Raw genomic sequence first — 23,171 nt, 5'->3', positions numbered from 1 at the left:
TCTACCCGCATCCGCGTGTCTATAAAGAGGCAATTCATCCCGTGTTGCGTCATGTCGGACGATCTGAAACAAATCCGGGGAAAGTGGAGATTCTCGGATGTCGGGCAAGAACTGGGATCGCGTGCCGATCGATGCGCAGAGTGTCGATGCCCCGCTATCGCAGTCGGCGATTTTCCTTGTCGGCACCGTCGCCGGCGATCAGCCGGCTCTGGCCAGGGTTTGTTCCGTGCTCGGCGAACTCGACGATCTGGTCAAGACTGTCGGATTCCGCGATCTCGGCGGGCGCCTGTCCTGCATCGCCGGCATCGGCCGCGATCTCTGGGACCGGCTCAGCCCCGGCCGGCGGCCGCTGGAACTGAAGCCGTTCGCGCCGATCAAGGGCGCGGTCCATTCGGCGCCAACGACACCGGGCGACCTGCTCTTTCACATCCGCGCCGAGCGGCCCGACATGTGCTTCGAATTCGAGCGTATCCTGCTCGACAGGCTTGGTCCCGGCGTCAGCGTCGTCGACGAAGTGATCGGCTTTCGCTATTTCGACGCCCGCGACCTGCTCGGCTTCGTCGACGGCACCGCCAACCCGGCCGGCCTCGATTTGCCCGCCTCGGCGCTGGTCGGTGACGAGGATGCCGATTTCGCCGGCGGCAGCTATGTCGTGGTCCAGAAATATCTGCACGACATGCAGGCCTGGGCGCGCATTCCCACGCCCAAGCAGGAGGCGATCATTGGGCGCACCAAGATCGACAACATCGAAATCGACGATGACGACGCGCCGCGCAAATCGCACAAGTCGCTGGCCACCGTGGTCGATGCCGACGGCAACGAACACGACATATTGCGTGACAACATGCCGTTCGGCAGGCCCGGGCAGAACGAATTCGGCACCTACTTCATCGGCTACAGCAGATATCTCTGGGTCACGGAGAAAATGCTGCAGCGCATGTATGTCGGCGACCCGCCCGGCGCCTACGACCGGCTGCTCGATGTCTCCACGCCGCACACCGGCACGACCTTCTTCGCCCCGACCCGCCCCATGCTGCAGACGCTTGCGCAGGACGCCCGGGAGCAGCTTTCCGCTGCAGGGTAGAGCGGCGGTTGACGGCCCCTTAGCGTGCGTCGCGTTTCGCCTGCGCCACATTGGCCGCCTTGCGCTGGCGGCCGAGTTCGGCCGGCCGAACAAGATTTGGAACCTTCTGGTTGGCCACGGCCCGCATGCCCTCGTGGGCGGTGCGCGAATTGTGCGTGGGACCGTCCGGAGCTTTCTGCTTCAAGGCCAGCGCCTTGCGCGCATTGTCGACCAGCGAAGTGCGGGCCGCCAGTTGGCGCCGCCGTTCGGCCTCGCCGTTCAGCCGCCGCATCGCCATGGCCAGCACCGCCTCGACCCGAATGGCGGCGCGGTCAAGACGCGCTGTTCGCGATGCCCTTAGCCCGCGTCAGGCAGGATCTTGCCCGGATTCATGATGTTTTGCGGATCGAGCGCCTGCTTGATCGTGCGCATGATGTCGACGCCATGGCCGAGTTCGTGGCGCAGGAACCCGATCTTGCCTTGCCCGATGCCGTGCTCGCCGGTGCAGGTACCCTCCATGGCGATCGCCCGCATGTTGAGCCGTGCCACGAATTTTTCCGACAGCGCGATTTCCTTGGGATCGTTGACATCCATCAGCACCAGCACGTGGAAATTGCCGTCTCCGGCATGGCCGACGATGGGCGCGATAAGTCCCATCTCGGCAATGTCGGCCTCGGTTTCCATGACGCATTCGGCAAAGCGCGAGATCGGTACGCAGACATCGGTCGACAGCCCCTTGGCGCCCGGCCGCAAGGTCAGCGACGCCCAGTAGGCGTCGTGCCTGGCCTTCCACAATTTGGTGCGCTCCTCGGCAACGCTGGTCCACAGGAACGGCCCGCCGCCATTTTCTTCCGCGATCATCCCAAAGGTCTCCGCCTGTTCGGCAACGCCGGCGTCGCTGCCATGAAACTCGACGAACAGGCACGGGCTCTCGGGATAATCGAGCTTGGAATAGGTCTTCATCGCCCGCATCTGCAGCGCGTTGACCAGTTCGATGCGCGCCACCGGAATGCCCATCTGGATCGTCGCGATGACGGCGTTGCAGGCCGCTTCGACGCTCGGGAACGGGCAGACGCCGCCCGAGATCGCCTGCGGAATGCCTTGCAGCTTCAAGGTCAGTGCTGTGATGATGCCAAGCGTGCCCTCGGAGCCGACCAGCAGCCGGGTCAGGTCGTAGCCGGCCGAACTCTTCTTCGCCCGCTTGCCGGTCGTCACCGTCTCGCCGTCGGCCATGACGGCGGTCAGCGACAGCACGTTCTCGCGCATCGTCCCGTAGCGCACCGCATTGGTGCCGGACGCCCGCGTCGCCGCCATGCCGCCGAGCGAGGCATTGGCGCCCGGATCGATTGGGAAGAAGAGGCCGGTATCGCGCAGATGCCGGTTCAGGTCCTCGCGCGTGACGCCCGGCTCCACCGTGCAGTCGAGATCCTGCGGATTGACCGAAAGAATGCGGTTCATCCGCGACGTATCGACCGAAATGCCTCCACCCGGCGCATTGGTGTGGCCTTCGAGCGACGAGCCGACGCCAAACGCGATCACCGGCACACGGTGTGCGGCACAGGCACGCACGATTTCCTGCACCTCGGCCGTCGTCTCCGGGAAGGCGACGCCGTCGGGCGCCTGCGTCGGAATATAGGTGGTCGTATGCGCGTGCTGCGAGCGGATGGCCTGTCCGGTCTGGAAGCGCTCGCCCAGCCGCTGCTTGAGGATGCCAAGCACCGCCGCGATGCCTTCCTCGTTGCGTTCGACCGGATTGAGGTCGCTCAGAGCCATAAATTCCTCCGCGAATGGACCAGCGCCCACGCTTGTTATGCGAGTATGGATGCCTAAAGCAATTTCAGGAAAAGTGTGAAGCGGTTTTCCATCCGAAATTGCGTCAGAATGTAAAGACACTCACCGGCTACTCTGTCCAGCACCAGAACAAGGAAGTTTCGATGTCCATTCCCGCCCCCTTCGTCTCCAGGCCCATGGACATCGAGAAGGACTGGATCGACTATAACGGCCATCTCAACATGGCCTATTACAACGTGCTGTTCGACCGCTGCTCGGACGAGGCCTTCGAGGCGATGGGCATGGGGCTGGACTATGTGAAAGAGCGGCGGCTCACCATCTACACCGCCGAGGTCCATGTCTGCTACGTCAGGGAGCTGCATCTCGACCACAAGGTCACGGTCTCCTTCCAGCTCATCGACCATGACGAGAAGCGGCTGCGGGCCTATCAGGAAATCCGCCATGTCGACGGCTGGCTCGCCGCCACGTCCGAGACCTTGTCGCTGCATGTCGACATGTCGGGGCCGAAGGTGGCGCCCTTTCCCGCCGATGTACTGGCCAGGATCGAAGCCATGCGCGCCGCCCACTCCGTGCTCCCGATGCCCGAGCGCGCCGGCCGTTCGATCGGCATCAAGCGCAAATAGGGCGAAGCCCAGGCGACCGGGTCTGGCCTCAAAGCCACACCCGCGATCCAAAATCGCCGGGTTCCTCAAATCGGCTGGCACGCGTGCTTGAAGCCACCTCGCACCCGCATTAACCTTACCGAGGATTTAACGGGAACAAGCCATTTGAGCCGTTGAACGACTCAGCGGAGCGGTCGAAAACGTCCGCACAGGGTTGTTTTAGCGGGCGGCGCGGCGAAGCCGGTTCGAGGAACGTGCATGAAAACCGACATTAAGGTCGAGGTGGACAGGCTGGCGGCCGATCCGCGCATATCGGACTACGATTTCTGGCGTTCGCTCAAGAATGTCGACAACGAGATCTTTCACATCGCCAACAACAACGAACCGATCCCGTTCGACATGATCCGCTGGCGCAGCATCCTGAAGCGCGCCCGCCTGAAGCGCGGCCACGCTTAGCGCCGTTGCCTGATCGCCGCCAGCGGCGAGCGCGCGATCACCGGCGACGACTGGATGATCGCCGTGTTGGTCATCGCATAGGGGATGATGCGGTCGATCACCCGTTCGAGTTCGGCGACCGAGCCGACATGCGCCAGCGCGATGAAACAGTCCTCTCCGGTCACCCGGTCGCATTGTGCGATCTCCGGCAACTCACGGATGATCTCGGCCACGACTGACAATTGCCCAGGCACCGGCCGGATGCGCAGCCACGCGGACAGTTTCAGGCCAAGCGCCGCCGGGTTGATCCTGACGCAATAGGCCTCAATCACGCCGTTCTCCTGCAGCCGCTTGATGCGCTCCGCCACGCTCGGCGCAGACAGGCCGACGGAACGGGCCAGCTCCGCGGTGCTGATGCGCGCGTCCTCTTCCAGCAGGCGCAGGATCTTCATGTCGGCCGCGTCGATGTCGGCATTTTCGTTTCGAAGGCGTTTCATGGAAAACTCCTTGCTTCCGGGAAAGGAATGATGGGTCAAGCTGGTCATCATCCATATGAATAGGGAGGATCGGCTACGATACTGATCCCATGGATGACCAGAGGCAAGCCCCGCATACCAGCCCTGCCGCTGCCACCCCGGCCTTTGCCGGCCCCGCGCTCGCCGGGCTCGCGACAAGATTGCCGCCTCATATCTGGTTCGCTGTCAGCGCTGTCTTTCATTATCTCGGCCCGGCCTTCGCCGTGCTGCTTTTTGCGCAAGTCGGCGTGCTCGGCATGGCCTGGCTGCGCATAGCCACCGCGGCGCTGGTCTTCGCGCCATTGACCCGCCCATGGCGAACCTTCGCCAGCGCCGATCCTCCGACGCGGCTCCTGCTCGTTGCCTTCGGTGCTTGCCTGGCGGTGATGAACTGTTCGTTCTACCTGGCGCTCGACCGCCTGCCGATCTCGCTGGTGGCGGCGATCGAATTCGCCGGCACCATCGGCGTCGCGCTCGCCGGCCTCAGAAGCGCCCGCAATCTGGCCGCTCTTGCCATCGCCGTGACCGGCACCTTGCTGCTGATCGATGTCAAATGGGCAAGCGACCCGGTCGGGCTGGTCTGGGCTTTCCTCAACGGCGCGCTCTTTGTCGGCTACATCGTGCTTGGCCACCGTGTCGCCCGCGCGGGCGCCGGCGACGGCATCGCCGGCCTGGGTGCGGCCATGCCCGTCGCTTTCGTCGTCGTGCTGCCCGTTGGCTTCGCCGACGCCCTGCCCGCCTTTTTGTCGCCGCCGCTGCTCGTCGCCGCCATCGGCGTCGGCATCTGCTCGTCGGTCATTCCATACGTATGCGACCAGCTCGCCATGGCGCGGTTGCCGCGTGCGAGTTTCGCGCTGATGCTGTCGCTGCTGCCGGTCACCGCAACGCTAATCGGCGTCGTCGTGCTGCGCCAGGTACCCGGTCCGTCCGATTGCCTCGGCATCGCGCTGGTCGTGGCCGGCGTCGCGCTTCACAGGCCGGCCTCGGCTGGCTAGCCGGGAAACCCCTTCCTCGCGGTCGGTTGCGGAAAGCCTCCATCGGTTCCCGCCTGCGACGAACTGCAACAGGCCAGCCGAGATTGAAACCAAATTCTACTTTGAGCCGTTGTCTCCCGCGAAAAATGGCTTGGAGCGACGCTATGGAACGGAAACGGACCAGGGAGCCGGCGGACGCATGGCACATGACCGACGACCTTCATGTCGAGCACGGCAAGGGCGACCCCTTCGCGGCGGCCATCCGCGCCACGCGCATGTCGATGATCATTACCGATCCGCGCCGGCAGGACAATCCGATCGTCTTTGCAAACGACGCCTTCCTGCGCCTGACGGGTTATGAGCGCGACGAGGTTCTCGGCAGGAACTGCCGCTTCCTGCAGGGGCCGGAGAGCGACAAGGAAGCGATCGCTCAGATACGCGCCGCGATCGCCGATGAAACCGACATCAGTGTCGATATCCTGAATTACCGCAAGGACGGGTCGACCTTCTGGAACGCGCTCTACATAAGCCCCGTCTCCAACGACAAAGGCGAAATGCAGTTCTTCTTCGCCTCGCAACTCGATGTTTCCGACCGGAAGCTCTGGGAAAATCGCATCACCGCGGACAAGGAGCGTTTCGAAAAGGCCGTCAAGGAACGCACGGCTGAGCTCGAAGCGGCGCTTGAGGCGCAGACCACGCTGCTGCATGAGGTCGATCATCGGGTGAAGAACAATCTGCAGATGATCTCCTCGCTTATCCTCATGCAGAGCCGCACCGTCTCCGACGCGAACCTCAAGCGCTCGCTTGGCACGATGTTGGAGCGCATAGAGGCGCTCAGCACCGTGCACCGCCGGCTCTACCAGTCCAAGGATGTCAGCAAGTTCGATGTTTCCGACTTCGCCAAGGATCTCATCTCCGACCTGCTGACTGCTTCGGGACGTTCGGAAATCAACCCGACACTCGATCTCGAGCCCGTCGTCGTCCCGGCCGAGAAGGCGACGCCGGTGGCGCTGATGGTCAACGAACTCGTCACCAACGCGCTCAAGCATGCCTTCAAGGAAAAGCCCGACGGCACGAGATCGGGCAGCATCGGCATCAAGATGAGCCAGCCGGACGGCCATTTGAACATCGAGGTCTCGGATGACGGCGTCGGCATGGCGGGCGCCAATGGCGACGCCTCCTTCGGCATGCGGCTGATCAAGTCGCTTGCCCGCCAATTGCGTGCCGACATCGAGTGGCGCGATGCCGGTCCCGGCACTCGCGTTGTCATCTCGATGCCCAATGGACCACAGCACAAAGGGAACCTGTCATGATTGAACCGCTCAAGGTCCTGATCGTCGAGGACGAGGCGCTGCTGGCCATGGAGTTGGAGAGCCTGGTCGAGGACGCCGGGCACAGCGTCGTCGGCTGGGCAACATCGCTCGCCGAAGCAAAGGACATGGTCGATACCACGCAGGCCGATATCGCCTTTGTCGACATCCATCTCACCGACGGCCCGACCGGCATCGACGTTGCCGAATATATTGGCGACAGAAAGAACTCGATGGTCATTTTCATGACCGCCAACCCGAAGCGCATCCCCGACCACTTCGCCGGTGCGATCGGCGTCATCGCCAAGCCCTACACGATGAACGGGCTGACCTCTGCCCTGCGCTATTTGCAGGAAGGCGTGCGGCGCCCGCCGCCGAAATCGGAGCGCCCGGCGGGCTTCACCCTGTCGCCGGCCTTCAAGACGATCTGGGCGCCGGCGGCCTGAAGGCGATGGTCATGCCAGCTTCTGCCTGAGGAAGGCGATCGTCCTGCCCCAGGCGAGGTCGGCCGCCTTCTTGTCGTAGCGCGCCGCCGAGGTGTCGTTGTTGAAGGCATGGTTGGCGCCTTCATAGACATAGACCGTGTATTCGACATGCGCGGCATCGAGTTCCTTCTTGAACGCATCGATGCCGGCATTGGTGCGCTCGTCGAGGCCGGCATAGTGCAGCAGCAACGCGGCCTTGATCTTCGAGACGTCGGCGGCCTTCGGCTGCATGCCGTAATAGGCGACGCTCGCGGCAAGGTCGGGCGCATTGACGGCCAGCATGTTGGCCGCGCCGCCGCCCCAGCAGAAGCCGATGGCGCCGACCTTGCCGTTGCCGTCCTTGTCGCCCTTGAGGAAGGCGACCGTCGCCACGCCATTGGCCACGGTCTGCGCCGGGTCGAGCTTCCCGAACATGTCGCGCGCCTTGTCCTCGTCAGTGGGCGTGCCGCCGAGCGGCGACAGGAAATCCGGCGCGAGCGCCACGAACCCTTCCAGCGCCACGCGCCGGGCGACGTCGCGGATATGCGGGTTGAGTCCCCTGTTTTCATGGATGACGACGACCGTGCCGAGCTTGCCGGCCTGGTCCGCAGGCCTGACCAGATAGCCCTTCATCTCGCCGCCGCTGCCGGGATAGGTGATGTCCTCGCCCTTCACGCGGGCATCGTTGTCGGCGACGATCGCCGCCTGGGCCGAGTTCGCCGCCAGCATCGGCGCGATCGCGGCGGCCGCCGCGCCCGATCCGGCAAGCCTGGTCAGTTGCTCCATGAAGCGGCGGCGATCCAGTGTCAGATGCGTGTATTCGTCATAGGCATCGATCATCGCCTGGGTGATGACGGGTTTGGTGGTGACGTCGGCCATGGGCTTCCCCGATCTCGTCGCGACTGCGGTGTCCTTGCCGGTCGCAAGATAGGGGCGAGCCTCTCATCGTCCAGTCACCGGAGCGTGACATCTCGCTGCCTCGCGGCCGTCGGTCGGCCGAGGATCATCACGTTTTTGTCATCGGTGACAAATCTTGATGGCGCTGCCACAATAGTGGGGGAAACTGGCTGGCCGGTCGCCCTCGGTCCTATAGGCCCGATCTGAAAGGAACAATGCCGATGACCATGCCGTCGCCGATCCTGGCAACCGCCTTCGTGGCAGCAGTGGCGGCCGTTCTGGCGATGCGCGCGGCCGTTGTCGCGGCAAGCCGCAAGTCCATGGTCAGGGTCCGCAGCCGCAAGCGCCAGCCCGCGAACTTGAAAACCCAAAGTTGAGGTGAAGTCATGGACGTTCAGGACATCGTGAACACCGTCTCGCAGAAGGCCGGTCTCGACCAGGCCACGACCGAAAAGGTCGTCGGCACCATTTTCTCGGTGCTCGAGCACGAGGCCGAAGGCACCAGCGCCTCCTCCTTCTTCGCCAAGATTCCGGGCGCCGATGCGCTGGCGCAGAAATATGACGTCATGGCCGCCCCGGCCGGCGGCGGTGGCGGCTTCCTGTCGTCGCTGCAGGGCGCGCTTGGCGGCGTTCTCGGCGAAAAGGCCGGCGCGCTGGTCAACGGCCTCGCGGCGCTCAAGGCCTCCGGCCTCGACTTGGCGCAGATCCAGAAGGCTGGCGAGACGCTTGTCCAGCAGGCCGAGGCGGCCGCGGGCCCCGATCTGACCAACCAAGTGCTTGGCTCGGTGCCGAGCCTAAAGAGCCATCTGGGGCTCGGCTGATCGTCGGCTCGCCGGACCCGGTAACCCCGCCTGCCTACTTCGGCAGCGCGTAGGCCATCACGTAATCGCCCGGCTTGGTGCCCACCGAGCCGTGGCCGCCGGCGACGATGACCACGAACTGGCGTCCGTCCGCGACGGTGTAGGTCATCGGCGTCGATTGCCCTCCGGCCGGCAGCCGCGCCTGCCAGAGCTGCTTGCCTGACGTCAGCTCGTAGGCGCGCAGATAGTCGTCGACCGCGGCACCCAGGAAGGCGACACCGCCGGCGGTGATCATCGGGCCGCCAATGCCGGGCACCCCGACCTTGAACGGCAACGGCAGCGGCGTCATGTCATAGACGGTGCCGTTGCGGTGCTTGTAGGCAATCGCGCCGGTGCGAAGATCGACGCCCGCGACGTAGCCCCAGGGCGGCGCCTGGCAGGGAATGCCGAGTGGCGACAGGAACGGTCCCATCACCACGGCATAGGGCGCGCCGTCATTGCGGTTCAACCCCTGCTCGCTGCCCTTGGTGTCGCCCGGCGGCGGCACGTCGGCGCGCGGCACCAGCCGCGACGTGAAGGCAAGATAGGTTGGCATCCCGAACATCACTTGCCGCACCGGATCGACCGCCACGCCACCCCAGTTGAACGTGCCGAAATTGCCGGGATAAACCAGCGATCCCTGCAGCGAAGGCGGCGTGTAGCGGCCTTCATAGCGCAATTTGTGAAGCGCGATGCGGCACGCCAGCTGGTCGAACATGGTGATGCCCCACATATCGTGCTCGGTCAGCGGCGGCGGGTTGAAGGAAAGATCGGACGCGGGCTGCGTCGGCGATGTGTGGTCGCCCTCGATGGCGCCGCCGGGCGCCGGCACTTCCTTGACCGCAATCACCGGCTCGCCGGTGCGCCGGTCGAGCACATAGAGGTCCCCTTGCTTGGTCGGCCCGACCAGCGCGGGCACCACGGAGCCGTCGGCCTTGGTGATGTCGATCAGGCTCGGCTGCGCCGGCACGTCCATGTCCCAGAGGTCATGGTGCACGGTCTGGCGCACCCATTTCAACTGCCCGGTGTTGAGGTCCAGCGCGGTGATCGAGGAGGAGAATTTCTCCACATTGGCACTGCGGCCCATGCCGAGCTGGTCCGGCGTCTGGTTGCCGAGCGGCACGTAGAGCAGGCCGAGCTTCTCGTCGGCGCTCGGCGTCGACCACATGTTGGGCGAGTTGGCGGTGTAGGTCTGGCCGGCCGGCAGCGGCGTCGTCTGGTCCGGATTGCCGGAATCCCAGTTCCACAGCAATTTGCCGCTGCTCGCATCATAGGCGCGGATGACGCCGGACGGCTCCTGCGTCGAATAATTGTCGTTGACCGCCCCGCCGACGATGATCTTGCCGCCGGCAATCAGCGGCGCCGAGGTCGAGTAGTAATAGCCCGACTTCGGATACGGCATGCCCGTCAACAGATTGAGCGTGCCGCCCTCGGCGAAGGCCGGGCAAACCTGCCCGTTGGCGGCGTCGAGCGCGATCAGCCGCGCATCCGAGGTCGGCAGGTAGACGCGCGCCGCGCAGGGCTGGCCGGCGGCGCCTGCTGCGTCGGCATAATAGGAGACGCCCCGGCAGGTCTGGTGCTGGCGGTCCTTGTCGAGCTTGATCTTGGGATCGTAGCGCCACTTCTCCTTGCCGGTCGCCGCATCGACGGCGATGGCGAAGTTGTGCGGCGTGCAGATATAGAGCGTGTCGCCCACTTTGAGCGGTGTCACCTGATAAGTGGTCTCGCCGACATCGTCGGGGCCCTTGACGTCGCCGGTGCGATAGGTCCAGGCCGGCTTCAGGTTGGCGACGTTTTCCGGCGTGATCTGGTCGAGCGGCGAATAGCGCTGGCCGAACTGCGTGCGCCCGTAATAGTGCCATTCGCCCGCAGGCACATCGCCGCCGAGATTGGCGTTGGGGATCACCTTGTCGGTGTCGAGGGCGCCGCCGATGTCCTTCGGGTCCGTGGTCATCGAATAGCCGGCCACCGCCAGCGATGCCAGCACGGCAAGGATCAAAGGGGCTCGCCCGTCCGGACCGGCAAGGCCGCGCCGCGCCCACGGCGTCAGCAGCCACAACGCCACCAGCACGATGATGCCGCCGCGGGGACCGAGTTCCCACCAGTCGAAGCCGGTTTCCCAGACCGCCCAGGCCAGCGTGCCGAGCACGATCGCCGCGTAGAGCCAGAGCGCCGTGGAACGGCGCCGGTAGAGCAGCCAGGCGGCGACCAGGAAGGCGAGACCGACGATGATGTAGTACCAACTGCCGCCCAGCGAAGCCAACCAGATGCCGCCGGCGCCAAGCGCCAGGCCTATGAGGAAGAGAATGAGGGAGGTGATGGTGACAGCCAAGATGATACTCCTTCGACTGTTGCGCGCATGGGGCGGGCAAGGGCAACCCGGCATGGCGTGTTGCCCGTGCAACTTTCTCCCGACGGCGGCGCCTGTCAAGCGTAGGTCGCGGACCCGCGGGCAGCAACCTCGTTCCGCCTGGGATTGTTCCACAACGGCGGTTCCCATATCGGTGAAGCCGCCGTATCGGGCACTTTACCGGAACAAAACGTAGACAGTTCTGGTCTTTCCCTCCCGAATCACTACATTCGGGGGAGATGTCCGGCTTTTCCGAAGACATGCCCTTTTTCGACGAACCCAATGCGCGGCCCACGGCCCCGTCGGGCATTGCCGCGCGCGCCATGGCTGCCCGCGGCGGCCAAAACAATGCGCCCGACTATCTCAGGGGCTTGAATCCCGAGCAGCGGCTGGCCGTGGAGACCACCGAAGGCCCGGTTCTGGTGCTGGCCGGCGCCGGCACGGGCAAGACGCGCGTGCTGACCACCCGCATCGCCCACATCCTTGCCACCGGCAGGGCCTTCCCCTCGCAGATCCTGGCCGTCACCTTCACCAACAAGGCCGCGCGCGAGATGAAGCAGCGCATCGGCATCCTGATCGGCGAAGGCAATGTCGAGGGCATGCCGTGGCTCGGCACCTTCCACTCGATCGGCGTGAAGCTGCTGCGCCGCCACGCCGAGCTTGCCGGGCTGAGGTCCGACTTCACCATCCTCGACACCGACGACGTCGTGCGCTTGATCAAGCAGCTGATCCAGGCCGAGGGCCTGGACGACAAGCGCTGGCCCGCGAAACAGTTCGCCCAGATGATCGACGGCTGGAAGAACAAGGGCCAGGGTCCGGCCGACATCGCCGAGGGCGATGCGCGCAGCTTCGCCAACGGCAAGGGCCGCGAGCTCTACAAGTCCTATCAGGAGCGGCTGCAGACGCTGAACGCCTGCGATTTCGGCGATTTGCTCTGCCACCCGATCCGCATCCTCCGCGCCAATCCCGATGTGCTGAAGGACTATCACCGGCGGTTCAAATACATCCTCGTCGACGAGTACCAGGACACCAACACTGCCCAATACATGTGGCTGCGGCTTCTGGCGCAGAGGCCGAGCGGACCACAACCAGCGCGAAGTGGTTCTCCGGGTGGGCGCGCTCCAAGTTTTTCCGGTGTTTCGGATAAAACGGAAGCGGCTAGCTATAGACCGGCAACTCCAGAGGACGAATCAGCAGTTTCGGCCGAAGGCCGCAAGCCCGACCGGGCGTCCGAGCCGTTGCGAGGCCCCCGCGGAAGGCCCGCGCCGGCAGGCGCGGAACAGCCCGTGAGCGAAAACAAAGTCAATATCTGCTGCGTCGGCGATGACGACCAGTCGATCTACGGCTGGCGCGGCGCCGAGGTCGACAACATCCTGCGCTTCGACAAGGATTTTCCGGGCGCCACCATCATCCGGCTGGAGCGCAACTACCGCTCGACCGCGCACATACTGGGCGCCGCCTCCCATCTCATCGCCTACAATGAGGGCCGTTTCGGCAAGACGCTGTTCACCGACCGCAACGATCCCGAGGACGGCAAGGTCAACGTCCACGCCGCCTGGGATTCGGAGGAGGAAGCCCGCGCCATCGGCGAGACCATCGAGGCCTACCAGCGCCAGAAGCACAATTTGAACGATATGGCGATCCTGGTCCGCGCGTCCTTTCAGATGCGCGCCTTCGAGGACCGCTTCATCACGCTCGGCCTTAACTACCGCGTCATCGGCGGTCCGCGTTTTTACGAGCGCATGGAAATCCGCGACGCGCTGGCCTTCTTCCGCGTCGTCGCCAACAGCACCGACGACCTCGCCTTCGAGCGCATCGTCAATGTGCCCAAGCGCGGCTTGGGCGAAGCGACCATCCGCCAGATCCACGACACCGCGCGCGCCTTGCGCATCCCGATGCTGGAGGCGGCGGGTACACTGGCGGAAAGCGACGAGCTGAAGCCGAAACCGCGCGCCGCGCTGCGCGAGGTCGCGGCCAATTTCGAACGCTGGCAAAAGGCGCTGGAAACCACGCCGCACACCGAACTCGCCGAGACCATTCTCGAGGAGAGCGGCTACACCGACATGTGGAAGAACGACCGCTCGGCGGAAGCCCCCGGGCGGCTTGAGAACCTGAAGGAACTGATCCGTTCGATGGAGGAGTACGAATCGCTGCGCTCCTTCCTCGAACATGTCGCGCTGGTCATGGATGCCGAGCAGAATGCCGGGCTCGATGCCGTCTCCATCATGACGCTGCATTCGGCCAAGGGCCTCGAATTCGAGACCGTCTTCCTGCCCGGCTGGGAAGAAGGCCTCTTTCCCCATCAGCGCGCACTCGACGAAGGCGGCCGCTCGGGGCTCGAGGAAGAGCGGCGTCTCGCCTATGTCGGGCTGACGCGGGCCAAGAAGAACCTGCATATCTGGTTCGTCTCCAACCGCCTCATCCACGGGCTCTGGCAATCGACCATCCCGTCGCGCTTCCTCGAGGAACTGCCGGAAGCCCATGTCGAGGTCGCCGAAGCCGGCAACTCCTATGGCGGCTACGGCAATCCCTATGGCGGCGGCTCGTTCGCATCCGGCCGTGGCGGCGGCCAGGGGGCGGGAAGACAGAGCCCCTATGGCGCCTCGCGCTTCGACAATATCGGCGGCAATTCGGGCGGCGGGGAAAAATCCGGCGCCTTCTCCAACACCTATTCGACGCCGGGCTGGCAGCGCGCGCAGGCCAACCGCACCGAGGCGACCGACCGCAACTGGGGCACGCGCTCGGGCCATCAGGTCGAACGCATCGGCTATGGGGAAACAGACTCCGGCTACGGCGCCGGCCGCACCAGCGTCAAGGGCCGCACCATCGATGGCGAGCTGGTCGCCAAATCCGTCTCCGACACGCCGTCCGCCTTTAGCGTCGGCGACCGCGTCTTCCACCAGAAATTCGGCAACGGCAACATTTCAGCCATCGAGGGCAACAAGCTGACCATCGACTTCGATAAGGCCGGCCAGAAGCGCGTACTGGACGGGTTTGTGCTGCCAGTGTGAGGCTGCCAGCCTCGAAGGCTGACGTCCGGCCTCAATCCACCTTCTTCTCGCCCTTCTCCCCGGCCTTCACGATATCCCCCGTCGTAAACAGGATTTCCTTCAGTTCCACGCGCCAGTCCGTCTTCTGGCGCAGCAGGAATTCGAGGTCCATGCCGAAATGCTTGAACTCCTCGCTCTGCGCGTTCTTCATGATCGCCTTGGCCTGCGGGTTCTTCTCGACCGACATGCGCTGTTCGTACCAGCTGATCGCTTCCGCCTCCTCGATCAGCGAGGTGATCATGCGGGCAAAGGTCCGCACTTCCTGCGACAATTCTTCCGGCGGTTCGTGGTACTGGTCGAAACCCATGTCGTCCTCCCTCAACGGCTCGCGGATGGAGCCAGGCATTGGCCCGCATCCATGAATGCGTGGGACGCGCCGCGGGTTCCGGGATCACGGCCACAATTCGGGATGATGGGTCTGCAAACTATCTCACGACACTGGCGCCGCGCCACCCTCTTCGGTGCGCCGCGCGATGAACGCGTCGAGCACGCCTGACGTGGCGGCCGCCGCGGCCGGCGGCTCGAAATCGGCAAGGGTGCGCTTCCAGATGCCGGTGGCGCGTTCGGTGGCGGTCTTCGAGCCGCTTTGCGTCCAGTTGCCGAAATTCGACCAGTCGGCCACCAGCGGCTCGTAGAAGGCGGTGCGGTAGCGCGCCATGGTGTGGCCGGCCGAGAAGAAGTGGCCGCCCGGCTGCACTTCGGCGATCGCCTCGAAGCCTATTGCGTCGTCGTCGCCGGGGGTCGCCGCACAAAGTTCCGCGACCGTCTGCAGCGCCTCGATGTCGGTGACCAGCTTTTCCAGGGAAACGCTCAAGCCCCCTTCCAGCCAGCCGGCCGCGTGGATGCAGACGGTGGCGCCCGACAGCACCGAGCCCCATAGCGCGAACTGCGTCTCGTGCGCGGCCTGCGCGTCCGAAGTGTTGGCCGCGCTGCCGCCCCCCGAGCGCCAGGGCAGACCGGTGAAGCGCGCCAGCTGGCCTGCGCCCAGTGTGGCTTTGACGTGCTCCGGCGTGCCGAAGGCCGGTGCGCCCGATTTCATGTCGACATTGGAGGAGAAGGAACCGTAGACCACCGGCGCGCCCGGCCGCACGATCTGCGCCAGCGTCAGCCCGGCCAGCGCTTCGGCATGCTGCAAGGTCAGCGCGCCGGCCACGGTGATCGGCGCCATCGCACCGGCCAGGCAGAACGGCGTGATGATCAGGACCTGGCCCGCCTTGGCGAAATCGATGATGCCTTGCGCCATCGGAATGTCGAGCTGGCGCGGCGAGTTGGTGTTGATGACGGTGTAGCAATGCGCGCCCGAGCGGAACTCGTCCTCGGACAGCCCGCGCGCCAGCCTGATCATCTCGAAACTGTCATCGACCTGCGGCGTGCCACGCGCGAACACGAACGGGAATTTGTCCGACAGGGTCAGCTGCGCCCGGTTGACGGCATAGTGGCGGAACCGATTGTCGATGTCCTGCGGTTCGATGCACGGCCCCAGCATGTGCAAGACGTCGAAATGCTGCACCAGCTTGATCAACTCCTCGAAGGCGACCAGCGTCCCGGGCCGCCGGCCGCGCTCGAGATCGGTGACATTGGGCGCGCCGGAGCCCGCCAGGAATGTCATCGAGCCCAGTTCGAGCGACAGGTCGCGATCGCGCGCTCCGGCATAAGCGTGGATCGATCGCGGCGCCGAGGCTAAGGCTGCCGCCACCATGTCGCGACCGATGCGCACCATATCGGTGTCGGGGTCGACCAGGGCGCCGGCGCGGGCGAGCACCTCGCGCGCCTCGGGCAGCAGCACCTTGATGCCCAGTTCTTTCAGCACGCGCAGCGCCGTGTCGTGGATCGACGCCACCTGGTCGTCGGAAAAGATCGGCTGCGGCAGGAATGGATTCTTCAGCGACCGGTAATTGGGCCTACGGCTCGATTCGCTGCCTGCCTCGCCCATGCGTCCGCGCCGGCGTTCGCGCCTGGTATCCCGTGCAGCGTCATCGACCATCAGAAACTCCTCCTCATTGCCGCATCGCCCTGCCCTGGGGACCGTAGGGCGAGGCCGCGATGACCCGCGCCGTCCATTCGACGCCGACAATGTGCACGCAAAGCGCCATCCCCTCCCCAGCGAAACCGTCGTCCACCAACGCCAGCGCGACGCTCTTGCCGATCGTGTAGCCAAATCCACCCGAGGCGCCGACAACGCCGCCCCCGATGACCACGGCGCGACAGTGCGGCTTCAACCCTCCCGGTCAGTTCGAAGCCGGCATCATATCCGTACTAGACATAAGTGCCTATTATGCCAGGGACGCTCCATGGAGGTCACCAATTCCCGCTCTCCAGCGTTTTTTATCAGCACATGGAGATACCGGCTGACCCGTGTCGCCCACTGTCACGCAAGCATCATGTTGACGCCTTAGATCGCTTTCGGGGAGGCGCGCGCGGCATCATCGATGCGGCACCCTCTTTTTCATTTTTCCTTCGGCCGCTCCGGCGTGCTTCGTCATAAAGAGGATTGTCCATGAAACACCTGTACCGAACCGCCTCGCTCGGCGTCGCGCTGGCCTTGTTCACCGCCCTCACCCCGGCGCTTGCCGATGGCGTGGCTTACATCAACAAGGGCCTTGTCGGCGTCGGCCGCATCCCGGCCGACCAGCGCGACAAGTTCGGCGAGACCTTCGGCTCGGGCTCGGGCATGGCGATCGACATTTCGGGCTGGACACATGATGCCGGCACCTACAAGGGATCGCTCTGGCTACTGCCCGACCGTGGCTACAATGTCGCCGGCACCACCGACTACCGGCCGCGCCTCAACACCATCACCATCGAGTTCACGCCTGTCGCGCCGGGCGCTGCTCCCGCCGCCGGCCAGGAGCAGACGGGCGTCAAGGCGACGCTTGCCGACACCATGCTTCTCACAGACGACACGGGCGCCGATGCCACCGGCCTCGATCCGCTGTCGGACGTACGCGCCGCGGCCGGCGACATGCCGATGCTGCCCGTCGCCACCAATGGCAAGCTCGCGCTCGACAATGAAGCCATCGTACGGCTGCCGGACGGCTCGATGTTCATCTCCGACGAGTACGGCCCCAACATCTACAGGTTCTCCGCGCAAGGCCGCCTGATGTCGGCGACCCAGCCGCCTGCGGCTCTCGTGCCGATGCGCAAAGGAGCGCCGAACTTCTCCTCCGACAATCCCGGTCCGGGCGCCGCCGACCCTGATCCGAAGGATCCCGAAACCGGGCGCCAGAACAACCAGGGCCTCGAAGGCATGGCGATGACGCCGGACGGCAACTTCCTGATCGCCGTGCTGCAGTCGGCGCCCCGGCAGGATGGCGGCGATTCACCCTCGACACGGCAGAACACGCGGGCGCTGGTCTATGATGCCTCCGACCTCGCCCATCTGAAGCTCGCGCACGAATATGTCGTGCCGCTGCCGGTGTTCAAGGACGCCAAGGGCAAGACCAAAATCGCCGCGCAGAGCGAGATCGTGGCGCTTTCGGCCACGTCCTTCCTGATGCTGGCGCGCGACAGCGGCAACGGCCAGGGCCTGAAGAAGGGTGACGCTTCGCTCTACCGCCAGATCAACATCGTCGACGTCTCCGGCGCGACCGACATCGCAGGCGGCGCCTTCGATGCGGCCGACAAGCCGGTCGCCCCCAAGGGCGTGCTTGATCCCTCGGTGACGCCGGCCAAGCTGACGCCGTTCATCGACATCAACGACGCCACCGCGCTTGGCCACTTCGGCCTGCACAATGGCGGCGCGAAGGACCACAACGAGCTTTCGGAGAAGTGGGAAGCCATGTCGTTGGCCAGCGTCCTCGATCCGAAGCTGCCCGACGACTATTTCCTGTTCGTCGGCAACGACAATGACTTCCTCGCCCAGGACGGCTTCCAGGTCGGCGCGCCTTACAAGGCCGATGACGGCGCCGATGTCGACACCATGTTCCTGGTCTATCAGGTCACGCTGCCGGGTCTCGGCAAGAAGTAAGGATCACTGCTCAAGCGGGCGCGCCTGGCGCGTCCGCCTGTGCAGGTCGTGAAGGCCTACTTCAGGAATTCCGCGTCCTTCGGCACGCCGGCATCGATCGGCTCGGCCGTCCTGCTCGACACGGCCATGATCTTGCCGGCTGCCGACAGGTTGGGCCGCACGAAGACCTGAGCGGGAGGTCGATGATGTCCTGGTTCATAAGCGCACGCAGCCGGACGACGTTCTTGCCGATGGAATTCCATTACGGCGTGCCTGACCGATCGACGGTCACTGCGCCTCGGCGCAGGGTGCATCTCGGTCCGGCCTGCGATATCGTCGCGGGCCAGAGTCACATTTGCCAGGTTGGCCGCCATGGACGAAAAAATGCCCGCACGCCGGCGTACCGGCGACCTGACCAGCGGCCCGATCCCGCGCACGCTGCTGCTCTTCGCCTTGCCGGTGCTCGGCTCCAACGTGCTGCAATCGCTGAACGGCTCGGTCAACGCCGTCTGGGTGGGCCGCTTCCTCGGCGAGTCGGCGCTGACCGCGACGTCCAACGCCAACCTCGTTCTGTTCCTGATCCTCGGCACGGTGTTCGGCATCGGCATGGCGGCCACCATCCTGGTGGCGCAGTCGGTCGGCGCCCGCGACCTGCCCGAGGCGCGCCGCATCGTCGGCACCAGCGCCACCTTCTTCTTCCTCGTTTCAGTGGTGTTCGCGGTCTGCGGCTGGATCTGGGTCGATGCCATCCTGGGCGCGCTCGGCACGCCGGCCGATGCCTTGCCGCTCGCACGCTCCTACCTGCGCATCATCTTCGTCGCCGTGCCGATGATGAACCTTCTGTCCTTCGTCATGACCGTGCTGCGCGGTGCGGGCGATTCACGCACCCCCTTCATCTTCATGGCGCTGGCGGTCGTGCTCGACATCGTGCTCAATCCCCTGCTCATCCGCGGCATCGGCCCGTTTCCTGAACTCGGCATCGCCGGTTCCGCCACCTCGACCCTGATCGGCCAGACCGTGAGCGTCGTCGCCATCCTCGTCGTGCTCTACGCGCGCAAGCATCCGTTGCGGCTGGCCGGCGCCAATCTCGTCCTGCTGCGCCCGGATCCGGCGCTGCTGCGCATCGTCGTCTTCAAGGGCGTGCCGATGGGCCTGCAGATGATCGTCATCTCGGCGGCCGCCCTGACGGTGATGGGCATCGTCAACTCCTATGGTTCGCAGGTCGCCGCCGCCTACGGCATCGCCGCGCAGCTCTGGACCTACATCCAGATGCCGGCGCTCGCCATCGGCGCCGCGGTCTCTTCCATGGCGGCGCAGAATGTCGGCGCCGGTCGCTGGGACCGGATCGGCCGCATCGCCGCCTCCGGCGTCGGTTTCAACCTTGTCCTGACCGGCGCCCTCGTCGCGCTGCTATGGGTCTTCGACCGTTCGATCCTGAGCCTGTTCCTGAGCAGCGACAGCGCGGCGATCGATATCGCCGCCCATATCAACACGGCCGCGTCCTGGTCGTTCATCCTGTTCGGCATCACCATCGTGCTGTTCGCCACGGTGCGCGCCACGGGTGCCGTGATGCCGCCGCTGATCATCCTGGTCATCTCGGTGCTCGTCGTGCGCACCGGCTTTGCCTATTACATGCGCGGCGTGATCGGCGAGGAAGCGCTGTGGTGGAGTTTTCCGGCCGGTTCGATCACGTCTCTGATCCTGGCCGCGATCTACTACCGCTTCGGCGGCTGGCGCAGCTTGCACATGATCGAGAACAGGCCGGCTGCCGGCGAACCGCCCGACACCGGGCTTGGCGTGCCGCGCCAGCGCGCGAACATGGCGCCTGAAACGCCGAACGGCTGATGCCGGCCCGCCTTGCCGGCGTGCCTTGCCGGGCTGGCGCGGCGGTCTCAGCGCCTCTGTCCGAGCCCGAAGGCGAGCGCCACCAGCGCGAACGCGATGATCATGGCCGCGAAGGCCAGGCTGGCGGCGACAGCACTGGCATAAGTCGACACGACGCCGATGCCGATGACAGGCAAGGCGTTGCCGACAAAGCAGCAGATGAAGAAACTGGACACGACCTCGGCGCGGCGATCCCGCGGCGCGATCTCGTTCACCACTTGCAGGCCGCCGCGATAGCCGAGCGCTGCCGCCACGCCGCAGCAGGCCGTCGCCGCGATCATCAGCGCCATCGAGGCCAGCATCTGCGCCGCCACCACAAGCATGGTGCTTGGGATCATCAAGGCCAGCGCGGCCAGCATCGCCTTGCTGCTCCCCATCCGCGCCAGCGCCACGATGCTGATTGCCGCGACCATCGCCAGTTCGAAGAACAGCGCACCGGCCACGGCGTGGTTGGCCTCATGCAGTTGCTGCGCCAGGATGCTCGGCGCCACCGCCGCATAGAAGCCGACCAGCGCCATCGCGCCAAAGCCGGTCACCGCCGGCGCCACGAAGCGCGAACGGATCTGCGCCGGCACGGAAAGCCGCGGCCGCATGGAGACCTTGCCAAGGCCGCCTGGCTTCATCACCGTTTCGCGCGTGCGCCAGACCATGATCGTCACCACCGCGAGCGCCGCCAGGTAGACAATGAAGACCAGACGCAATGGCCACGGCTCGTATTGGGCCAGCAGCCCCGAAACAAGCGCCCCGAAACCGAGGCCGAGAAAGTTGGTGCTGGTGGCGATGACGCTGGCGCGCGACCTGCCGGCCTCTGGAAGAAGCTCGGCGATCCACGCGGTTCCCGTCCCGGCGCCCACGCCGATGCCAAGTCCGCTCAGGATCCGCGCAACATCGAGCGACGCGACATTGCCGGCAAACAGGAACACAACCGCGCTGATGACGGCGACGATCATGGCTGCAAGCGCCGCCGGCCGGCGCCCGACGACATCCGAAACGCTGCCGAACACCAGCAGGGCGCCGAGATTGCCGACGACATAGACCGCGTAGATCAGCGTCAAGGTGATCTGCGAAAAGCCGAATTGCTGCTTGTAGACGATATAGAGAGGCGTCAGCACCGTGCTGCCGGCAAACAGCACCGCGATCATCGTCGCGACAGTCGGGATCGCGAGGACGTCGCTGCCGGCTTCGTTGTGAGTTTGCGCCAGATCGCGAAAGGCCATGGCCAACCTCGTCATCAGGTTCAGGGGTCGCGACGTTAACGCGTCCTCACCGCCGACGTTCCGGTCGACGGCCATGCTCCTGACACCACGCTGGCGTTGCCCGGCCAGCAAGCCGATGATCGCAAAAAAATGGATCGGGGCCAGCGGCCCCGATCCATCACGGCACCCTTGCCGTACTAGGCGCAATCAGTCCTGTTTGCAGAAAAAACCGGGCCTACTTGCAGGAGAAACCAGGTGCGATCTTGCACTTGCCGGGACGCGGCTTGTGCGGCGGGCGGTGGTGGGGAGGACGGTGATGGGGCCGATGATGCCAGTGCGGCGGCCGATGCGGCGGGCGCACGATGATAACCGGCGGATGCACGACTTGGGTCCGCGAGAGATAGCCGGAACTGGCCCAGCCGCTGACACCGCCGCCATGGATCCTGCACCAGCCCGGCTGACAGCCGGTCACGTCGACCCTGAGACCGGCCGGCAACGTCCCGACCTTGGCGTATCCCGCGCCAGGTCCGGTACGCACGTTGAGGCTCGTCGTGGTGTGGGCGCCGTAGGCGAAGGCGGCGGACGTCCCGAAGACGGCGGCCAGAATGGTCGCTATCGCAAGCAGAAATCGAAATCTCATCAGTCCCTCCATTCGAGCGCCGGCCGTTCGACTGCTTCGGCCGGGCCTGCATCGCAAGGGGAGAGGCAGGGCAGGGAAAAGTCAACAAGTTACCAAGGCCAATCACCACGATCACCGATCCGGGTGGAAGTTTCCCCTGATATAGTTGAGGAATTTTGCGTACGCCGTTTATCGGCATGCCAACATCCGCTAACGATTTACTATCTTTCGGCAATTCGTCGCGGACCGAGGTGGTGATCATGGGCAAAGGCAGGGTCGAGGCATTCACCGACGGCGTGGTGGCGATCATCATCACCATCATGGTGCTGGACCTGAAGGTACCGGAAGGCGAGGATTTTTCGGCGCTGCTGCCGCAGTGGCCGGTCTTCCTGTGCTACGTGCTTTCGTTCATCAATGTCGGCATCTACTGGAACAATCTGCACAACATGTTCCATACCGTGCAGCGTGTCGACGGCCGCGTGCTGTGGGCGAACCTGCATCTGCTGTTCTGGTTGTCCCTGATGCCGGTGACGACCGCCTTCATGGGCGAGAACCATTTCGCCGCGGTTCCGGTCGCGGTCTATGGTTTTGACCTTGTAATGTGTGCGACCGCCTACAGCATCCTGGTCATTGCGCTGCATCGGCTGCATGGGCCGGACACCGCATTCGCCAAGGCAATCGGCCGCGATCGCAAGGGAAGGATTTCGCTCGCCGTCTACATAGCGGCCGTTGGGCTGACCTTCCTCGACCGGTGGATCGGCGTGGCGCTCTATGTCGCCGTCGCCCTGATCTGGCTGGTGCCGGACACGCGCTTTGCGCGGGTGATCGAAAAATAGCGATCTGCCTGACGCAATCCGAGAGGGCAAACCGCTTCACACGTTTCGTGGAATTGCCTAACCGCGCATCGCCTTCAGCTTTTCCGCCACCGAAGCGGCCAGATCGGCGTAGCGCTCTTCCAGCCGCTCCGCCACCTTGATGATCGAGAAATCATGGCCGAACTTTTCCAGCGCCATGCGCAGTTTCTCGACGAACTCGGCCTGTTGCTCGAGCGCCGAAAACAGAGTCTTCACCTGGGCTTCGCTGATATCGGGGTTGGCCAGCATCTGCGGCACCTCGCGCCCCATCCGGTCGCCGGTGGCGGTCTGTTCCTTCAGAATTGCAACCCAATCCGTCAATCGGAAATCTCCTTTTTGGCGTCGTAGCATGCGCAGCCCCGACCGGGCCGGTCAACCCAAC

General features: G+C 64.8%; 22 protein-coding genes and 1 pseudogene. 12 read left to right on the top strand and 11 right to left on the bottom strand.

All coding sequences use genetic code 11. From position 1 onward, the window contains the following. The first annotated feature begins 97 nt into the window (after positions 1-97). Positions 98-1,084 carry a Dyp-type peroxidase gene (locus FJ936_RS24800; RefSeq protein WP_140789249.1) on the top strand — a complete coding sequence of 329 codons (987 nt, stop codon included), beginning with the start codon at positions 98-100 and terminating at the stop codon, positions 1,082-1,084. 19 nt (positions 1,085-1,103) lie between these two features. Here the strand turns inward: FJ936_RS24800 and FJ936_RS24795 are convergent. Then, a pseudogene (locus FJ936_RS24795) lies at positions 1,104-1,373 on the bottom strand (hypothetical protein); the annotation flags it as partial. 47 nt (positions 1,374-1,420) lie between these two features. After that, entirely contained in the window at positions 1,421-2,836 is a 1,416-nt protein-coding gene (locus tag FJ936_RS24790) for an FAD-linked oxidase C-terminal domain-containing protein (RefSeq protein WP_140789247.1), read from the bottom strand. Positions 2,837-2,997: 161 nt separating this feature from the next. Here FJ936_RS24790 and FJ936_RS24785 point away from each other — a divergent pair, with 161 nt between their 5' ends. Both FJ936_RS24785 and FJ936_RS24780 read left to right on the top strand, forming a co-directional pair. Beyond that, on the top strand, positions 2,998-3,477 hold the full coding sequence (locus FJ936_RS24785) for a thioesterase family protein (RefSeq protein WP_141907117.1): 480 nt from the start codon (positions 2,998-3,000) through the stop codon (positions 3,475-3,477). A gap of 237 nt (positions 3,478-3,714) precedes the next feature. Then, positions 3,715-3,912 carry a hypothetical protein gene (locus tag FJ936_RS24780; protein ID WP_015317249.1) on the top strand — a complete coding sequence of 66 codons (198 nt, stop codon included), beginning with the start codon at positions 3,715-3,717 and terminating at the stop codon, positions 3,910-3,912. Here FJ936_RS24780 and FJ936_RS24775 read toward each other — a convergent pair. Further along, on the bottom strand, positions 3,909-4,388 hold the full coding sequence (locus FJ936_RS24775; RefSeq protein WP_140615683.1) for an Lrp/AsnC family transcriptional regulator: 480 nt from the start codon (positions 4,386-4,388) through the stop codon (positions 3,909-3,911). The genes FJ936_RS24780 and FJ936_RS24775 overlap by 4 nt on opposite strands. Positions 4,389-4,477: 89 nt before the next feature. Here FJ936_RS24775 and FJ936_RS24770 point away from each other — a divergent pair, with 89 nt between their 5' ends. The 3 genes from FJ936_RS24770 to FJ936_RS24760 all read left to right on the top strand — a co-directional run bounded on the left by FJ936_RS24770 (position 4,478) and on the right by FJ936_RS24760 (position 7,136). Beyond that, a complete protein-coding gene (locus FJ936_RS24770) occupies positions 4,478-5,401 on the top strand; it encodes a DMT family transporter (RefSeq protein WP_140789243.1) in 924 nt (307 codons plus the stop codon). A 185-nt stretch (positions 5,402-5,586) separates the two neighbouring features. Continuing rightward, positions 5,587-6,693 (top strand): histidine kinase dimerization/phosphoacceptor domain -containing protein, encoded by a 1,107-nt coding sequence (locus FJ936_RS24765; RefSeq protein WP_181171175.1) that lies wholly within the window; start codon positions 5,587-5,589, stop codon positions 6,691-6,693. Further along, positions 6,690-7,136 carry a response regulator gene (locus tag FJ936_RS24760; RefSeq protein ID WP_015317245.1) on the top strand — a complete coding sequence of 149 codons (447 nt, stop codon included), beginning with the start codon at positions 6,690-6,692 and terminating at the stop codon, positions 7,134-7,136. The genes FJ936_RS24765 and FJ936_RS24760 overlap by 4 nt, the downstream gene beginning before the upstream one ends. A gap of 9 nt (positions 7,137-7,145) precedes the next feature. Here the strand turns inward: FJ936_RS24760 and FJ936_RS24755 are convergent, their stop codons facing one another. Further along, positions 7,146-8,033: a dienelactone hydrolase family protein gene (locus FJ936_RS24755; RefSeq protein WP_140789239.1), complete on the bottom strand. Its 888-nt coding sequence runs from the start codon at positions 8,031-8,033 to the stop codon at positions 7,146-7,148. A gap of 239 nt (positions 8,034-8,272) precedes the next feature. Between FJ936_RS24755 and FJ936_RS30585 the strand changes: the two genes are divergently transcribed. Both FJ936_RS30585 and FJ936_RS24750 read left to right on the top strand, forming a co-directional pair. After that, on the top strand, positions 8,273-8,428 hold the full coding sequence (locus FJ936_RS30585; RefSeq protein WP_181171173.1) for a hypothetical protein: 156 nt from the start codon (positions 8,273-8,275) through the stop codon (positions 8,426-8,428). Between the two features lie 9 nt (positions 8,429-8,437). Next, positions 8,438-8,872, top strand: coding sequence for a hypothetical protein (locus tag FJ936_RS24750; protein WP_015317242.1), 435 nt, complete (start codon positions 8,438-8,440; stop codon positions 8,870-8,872). A gap of 34 nt (positions 8,873-8,906) precedes the next feature. Here FJ936_RS24750 and FJ936_RS24745 read toward each other — a convergent pair whose 3' ends face one another. After that, positions 8,907-11,222, bottom strand: coding sequence for a glucose/quinate/shikimate family membrane-bound PQQ-dependent dehydrogenase (locus tag FJ936_RS24745; protein ID WP_140789237.1), 2,316 nt, complete (start codon positions 11,220-11,222; stop codon positions 8,907-8,909). Between the two features lie 257 nt (positions 11,223-11,479). On the opposite strand from FJ936_RS24745, the gene FJ936_RS24740 reads away from it, so the two are divergent. Next, the gene (locus FJ936_RS24740; protein ID WP_140789235.1) at positions 11,480-14,251 is read left to right on the top strand and encodes a UvrD-helicase domain-containing protein; all 2,772 of its coding nucleotides are present in this window, start codon (positions 11,480-11,482) and stop codon (positions 14,249-14,251) included. A gap of 31 nt (positions 14,252-14,282) precedes the next feature. Here FJ936_RS24740 and FJ936_RS24735 read toward each other — a convergent pair whose 3' ends face one another. The 3 genes from FJ936_RS24735 to FJ936_RS24725 all read right to left on the bottom strand — a co-directional run bounded on the left by FJ936_RS24735 (position 14,283) and on the right by FJ936_RS24725 (position 16,509). After that, positions 14,283-14,597: a hypothetical protein gene (locus FJ936_RS24735; RefSeq protein WP_140661187.1), complete on the bottom strand. Its 315-nt coding sequence runs from the start codon at positions 14,595-14,597 to the stop codon at positions 14,283-14,285. 123 nt (positions 14,598-14,720) lie between these two features. Beyond that, positions 14,721-16,274, bottom strand: coding sequence for a trimethylamine methyltransferase family protein (locus FJ936_RS24730; protein ID WP_140789233.1), 1,554 nt, complete (start codon positions 16,272-16,274; stop codon positions 14,721-14,723). 13 nt (positions 16,275-16,287) lie between these two features. Next, positions 16,288-16,509 carry a glycine cleavage T C-terminal barrel domain-containing protein gene (locus FJ936_RS24725; RefSeq protein ID WP_246680528.1) on the bottom strand — a complete coding sequence of 74 codons (222 nt, stop codon included), beginning with the start codon at positions 16,507-16,509 and terminating at the stop codon, positions 16,288-16,290. A 278-nt stretch (positions 16,510-16,787) separates the two neighbouring features. On the opposite strand from FJ936_RS24725, the gene FJ936_RS24720 reads away from it, so the two are divergent. Both FJ936_RS24720 and FJ936_RS24710 read left to right on the top strand, forming a co-directional pair. Continuing rightward, entirely contained in the window at positions 16,788-18,257 is a 1,470-nt protein-coding gene (locus FJ936_RS24720) for an esterase-like activity of phytase family protein (RefSeq protein ID WP_140789231.1), read from the top strand. A gap of 363 nt (positions 18,258-18,620) precedes the next feature. Beyond that, on the top strand, positions 18,621-20,081 hold the full coding sequence (locus FJ936_RS24710; protein ID WP_246680527.1) for an MATE family efflux transporter: 1,461 nt from the start codon (positions 18,621-18,623) through the stop codon (positions 20,079-20,081). Between the two features lie 47 nt (positions 20,082-20,128). Here FJ936_RS24710 and FJ936_RS24705 read toward each other — a convergent pair whose 3' ends face one another. Together FJ936_RS24705 and FJ936_RS24700 are read right to left on the bottom strand one after the other, a co-directional pair. Continuing rightward, positions 20,129-21,337 carry an MFS transporter gene (locus tag FJ936_RS24705; protein ID WP_140789227.1) on the bottom strand — a complete coding sequence of 403 codons (1,209 nt, stop codon included), beginning with the start codon at positions 21,335-21,337 and terminating at the stop codon, positions 20,129-20,131. A gap of 214 nt (positions 21,338-21,551) precedes the next feature. Further along, positions 21,552-21,956 carry an SH3 domain-containing protein gene (locus FJ936_RS24700; protein WP_140789225.1) on the bottom strand — a complete coding sequence of 135 codons (405 nt, stop codon included), beginning with the start codon at positions 21,954-21,956 and terminating at the stop codon, positions 21,552-21,554. Positions 21,957-22,195: 239 nt separating this feature from the next. Here FJ936_RS24700 and FJ936_RS24695 point away from each other — a divergent pair, with 239 nt between their 5' ends. Continuing rightward, a complete protein-coding gene (locus tag FJ936_RS24695) occupies positions 22,196-22,771 on the top strand; it encodes a TMEM175 family protein (RefSeq protein ID WP_140615661.1) in 576 nt (191 codons plus the stop codon). Between the two features lie 57 nt (positions 22,772-22,828). Here the strand turns inward: FJ936_RS24695 and FJ936_RS24690 are convergent, their stop codons facing one another. Beyond that, positions 22,829-23,110 carry a hypothetical protein gene (locus FJ936_RS24690; RefSeq protein WP_140615659.1) on the bottom strand — a complete coding sequence of 94 codons (282 nt, stop codon included), beginning with the start codon at positions 23,108-23,110 and terminating at the stop codon, positions 22,829-22,831. Positions 23,111-23,171 lie beyond the last annotated feature (61 nt).

Source organism: Mesorhizobium sp. B2-4-13 (assembly GCF_006658535.1).
GTDB lineage: Bacteria > Pseudomonadota > Alphaproteobacteria > Rhizobiales > Rhizobiaceae > Mesorhizobium > Mesorhizobium australicum.
Note: the sequence above shows the minus strand (reverse complement) of the source record. Positions and strands in the feature narration are given on the sequence as shown.

What these genes read in the sequence shown, in the direction of transcription:
- FJ936_RS24800 (WP_140789249.1), top strand. Translation starts at nt 98, where the DNA reads ATGTCGGGCAAGAACTGGGATCGCGTGCCGATCGATGCGCAGAGTGTC.
- FJ936_RS24790 (WP_140789247.1), bottom strand. Translation starts at nt 2,836, where the DNA reads ATGGCTCTGAGCGACCTCAATCCGGTCGAACGCAACGAGGAAGGCATC.
- FJ936_RS24785 (WP_141907117.1), top strand. Translation starts at nt 2,998, where the DNA reads ATGTCCATTCCCGCCCCCTTCGTCTCCAGGCCCATGGACATCGAGAAG.
- FJ936_RS24780 (WP_015317249.1), top strand. Translation starts at nt 3,715, where the DNA reads ATGAAAACCGACATTAAGGTCGAGGTGGACAGGCTGGCGGCCGATCCG.
- FJ936_RS24775 (WP_140615683.1), bottom strand. Translation starts at nt 4,388, where the DNA reads ATGAAACGCCTTCGAAACGAAAATGCCGACATCGACGCGGCCGACATG.
- FJ936_RS24770 (WP_140789243.1), top strand. Translation starts at nt 4,478, where the DNA reads ATGGATGACCAGAGGCAAGCCCCGCATACCAGCCCTGCCGCTGCCACC.
- FJ936_RS24765 (WP_181171175.1), top strand. Translation starts at nt 5,587, where the DNA reads ATGACCGACGACCTTCATGTCGAGCACGGCAAGGGCGACCCCTTCGCG.
- FJ936_RS24760 (WP_015317245.1), top strand. Translation starts at nt 6,690, where the DNA reads ATGATTGAACCGCTCAAGGTCCTGATCGTCGAGGACGAGGCGCTGCTG.
- FJ936_RS24755 (WP_140789239.1), bottom strand. Translation starts at nt 8,033, where the DNA reads ATGGCCGACGTCACCACCAAACCCGTCATCACCCAGGCGATGATCGAT.
- FJ936_RS30585 (WP_181171173.1), top strand. Translation starts at nt 8,273, where the DNA reads ATGACCATGCCGTCGCCGATCCTGGCAACCGCCTTCGTGGCAGCAGTG.
- FJ936_RS24750 (WP_015317242.1), top strand. Translation starts at nt 8,438, where the DNA reads ATGGACGTTCAGGACATCGTGAACACCGTCTCGCAGAAGGCCGGTCTC.
- FJ936_RS24740 (WP_140789235.1), top strand. Translation starts at nt 11,480, where the DNA reads ATGTCCGGCTTTTCCGAAGACATGCCCTTTTTCGACGAACCCAATGCG.
- FJ936_RS24735 (WP_140661187.1), bottom strand. Translation starts at nt 14,597, where the DNA reads ATGGGTTTCGACCAGTACCACGAACCGCCGGAAGAATTGTCGCAGGAA.
- FJ936_RS24730 (WP_140789233.1), bottom strand. Translation starts at nt 16,274, where the DNA reads ATGGTCGATGACGCTGCACGGGATACCAGGCGCGAACGCCGGCGCGGA.
- FJ936_RS24720 (WP_140789231.1), top strand. Translation starts at nt 16,788, where the DNA reads ATGAAACACCTGTACCGAACCGCCTCGCTCGGCGTCGCGCTGGCCTTG.
- FJ936_RS24710 (WP_246680527.1), top strand. Translation starts at nt 18,621, where the DNA reads ATGCCCGCACGCCGGCGTACCGGCGACCTGACCAGCGGCCCGATCCCG.
- FJ936_RS24705 (WP_140789227.1), bottom strand. Translation starts at nt 21,337, where the DNA reads ATGGCCTTTCGCGATCTGGCGCAAACTCACAACGAAGCCGGCAGCGAC.
- FJ936_RS24700 (WP_140789225.1), bottom strand. Translation starts at nt 21,956, where the DNA reads ATGAGATTTCGATTTCTGCTTGCGATAGCGACCATTCTGGCCGCCGTC.
- FJ936_RS24695 (WP_140615661.1), top strand. Translation starts at nt 22,196, where the DNA reads ATGGGCAAAGGCAGGGTCGAGGCATTCACCGACGGCGTGGTGGCGATC.